Source organism: Streptacidiphilus neutrinimicus (assembly GCF_000787815.1).
Lineage (GTDB): Bacteria > Actinomycetota > Actinomycetes > Streptomycetales > Streptomycetaceae > Streptacidiphilus > Streptacidiphilus neutrinimicus.
Genome location: NZ_BBPO01000150.1, coordinates 1841 through 4491, shown reverse-complemented (window position 1 = coordinate 4491; position 2651 = coordinate 1841). Strand labels below are relative to the sequence as shown.

1 protein-coding gene is annotated in these 2651 nt (G+C 75.9%); it reads left to right on the top strand.

Annotated elements, in window-relative coordinates; translation table 11 throughout:
* Positions 1-2651: type I polyketide synthase (locus TR48_RS37755; protein WP_152628410.1), on the top strand; the 2651-nt coding region annotated here is incomplete at both ends.

Genomic DNA, 2651 nt, shown 5'->3' with positions numbered 1-2651 from the left:
GGCGGTTCGGTTCCGCGACGGGGTCGCTGCCCTGGAGGCCCAGGGCGTGCGCACGTTCGTGGAGCTCGGCCCGGACGGCGTGCTGTCCGCGATGGGCCAGGACTGCGCCACTGAGGACGGCACCGCGTTCGCGTCGGTGCTGCGGGCGGAGCGCCCGGAGGTCCGCACGCTGACGACGGCCCTCGCCCAGGCGTACGTGCGCGGCGTGACCGTCGACTGGACGGCGTTCTACGCCGGTACCGGCGCGCAGCGCGTCGACCTGCCCACCTACGCCTTCCAGCGCCAGCGCTACTGGCCGCGCACGCCGCTGCTGGCGATGGGGGACGTGACGTCGATCGGGCTGGGCGCAACCGGGCACCCGCTGCTCGGCGCCAGCGTCGAACTGCCCGACGCGGACGGCGTGGTGTTCACCGGCAGGCTCTCGGTGCAGTCGCACCCGTGGCTGGCCGACCACGCCGTGATGGGCTCGATCCTGCTGCCCGGCACCGCCTTCGTCGAGCTGGCGATCCGGGCCGGCGACGGCGTCGGCTGCTCGGTGCTGGAGGAGCTGACGCTCGAAGCGCCGCTCGTCCTGCCCGAGCGGGGCGGCGCGCAGCTGCGACTGGCGCTGGGCGCGGCGGACGAGTCCGGCCGCCGCCCGCTGACCGTGCACTCGCGGCTGGAGGACGGGCTCGCCGAGGACGCGTGGACCCGTCACGCCACCGGCCTGCTCGCCCCCGCCGTCGCGGCGGACCCGGCGTTCGAGCTGGTCGAGTGGCCCCCGGCCGGTGCGGTCGAGGTCGACGTGACGGACCTCTACGAGCGCCTGGCCGCCGCCGGTTTCGGCTACGGCCCGGTCTTCCAGGGCCTGCGCGCCGCCTGGCGCCACGCCGGCGACGTCTATGCCGAGCTCCGTCTGCCGGATGCCGCGCAGGAGGAGGCCGCACTCTACGGCCTGCACCCCGCGCTGCTGGACTCCGCGCTGCACGCACTCGGCCTCGACATCACCGGACCTGCGGGCGCCGAGACGCCCCGCCAGGCCCGCATTCCGTTCGCCTGGAACGGCGTGACCCTGTACGCGACCGGCGCGGGCGCGCTGCGGCTGCGGCTCTCCGAGCGCAACCAGGACGCCGCCGCACTGCTGCTGGCCGACGAGACCGGACAGCCGGTCGCCGTGGTCGAGTCGCTGGTCTCCCGTGAGGTCTCCGACCGCCAGGTGCGCAGCGCCCGCGGTGGGTTCGTGGAGTCGCTGTTCCGGGTGGAGTGGGTCGCGCTGCCGGTGTCGGCGGCACCGGCCGGCCGCTGGGCCGCGCTGGGCGCCGAACAGCCGGCCGTGGCCGGGAGCGGCACCCGTGTCTTCGCCGACCTGGCCGCGCTGGGCGCGGCGGTGGACGGCGGTCTCGCCGTCCCCGACGCGGTGTTCCTGACACTGGACGCCGACGCCGAGACCGACGCCGAGACCGACGCCGAGGCCACCGCCGACGCCGTCCGGGCCGCGCTGCACGGCGCGCTCGCCGTCGTCCAGGAGTGGCTGGCGGACGACCGGTTCGCCGCCTCCCGCCTGGTCCTGGTGACCCGTGGCGCGGTCGAGGTCGACGAGAACGCCCTCACCGACCTCACCCACGCCCCGGTCTGGGGCCTGGTCCGCGCCGCGCAGGGGGAGAACCCCGACCGGCTGGTGCTGCTGGACGTCGACGGCGGCGACTTCTCCCGCGAGGCCCTGTCGGCCGCGCTGACGGCGGGCGAGCCCGAACTGGCGGTCCGTGGCGGCGCTCTGCGCGCATCCCGGCTGGCCCGGGTGGCCGCCGCTGTCGAGCCGGTGCCGGTGTTCGACGCTGACGGCACAGTGCTGGTGACCGGTGCGTCCGGGATGCTGGGTGGTCTGGTGGCCCGTCATCTGGTGTCCGAGCACGGGGTGCGGAGCCTGCTGCTGGTCTCGCGGCGTGGCGCGGACGCGCCGGGTGCTGCGGAACTCGTGGCTGAGCTGCGCGAGTCGGGTGCGGACGTGACGGTCGCGGCGTGCGATGTCGCGGACCGTGAGGCGCTGGCCGCGCTGCTGGCGCAGCACCGGGTGACGGGTGTGGTGCACACGGCCGGTGTGCTGGACGACGGGATCGTCTCCTCGCTCACGCCGGAGCGTCTCGACACGGTGCTGCGTCCGAAGCTGGACGCGGCGCTCAACCTGCACGAACTCACCTCGGACCTCTCCGCGTTCGTGCTCTTCTCCTCGGCCGCTGGCACGCTGAGCAGCCCTGGTCAGGGCAACTACGCCGCCGCGAACGTCTTCCTGGACGCGCTGGCGCGCCGACGTCGGGCCCAGGGCCTCGCCGCCACCTCCCTCGCCTGGGGCCCGTGGGCCGACAGCAGCGGCATGGTCGGCAGCCTGGACGAGCTCGACGTCCAGCGGATGAGCCGCGGTGGCATCTACGGGCTCTCCTCGGCCGAGGGCCTGACCCTGCTCGACGCCGCCACCGCGACGGGCGAGGCGGCGCTGGTGCCGATGCGCCTCGACCTCGCCGCCCTGCGGGCCCAGGCCGCGGCCGGCACGCTGCCCGCTCTGCTGCGCGGGCTGGTCCGGGTCCCGGCACGTCGGGCCGCTCGGGCCGGCTCGGCCGGCGGCTCGGAGCTGACCGGCCGACTGCTGGCGCTCCCGGCAGGCGAGCGCGATGCGG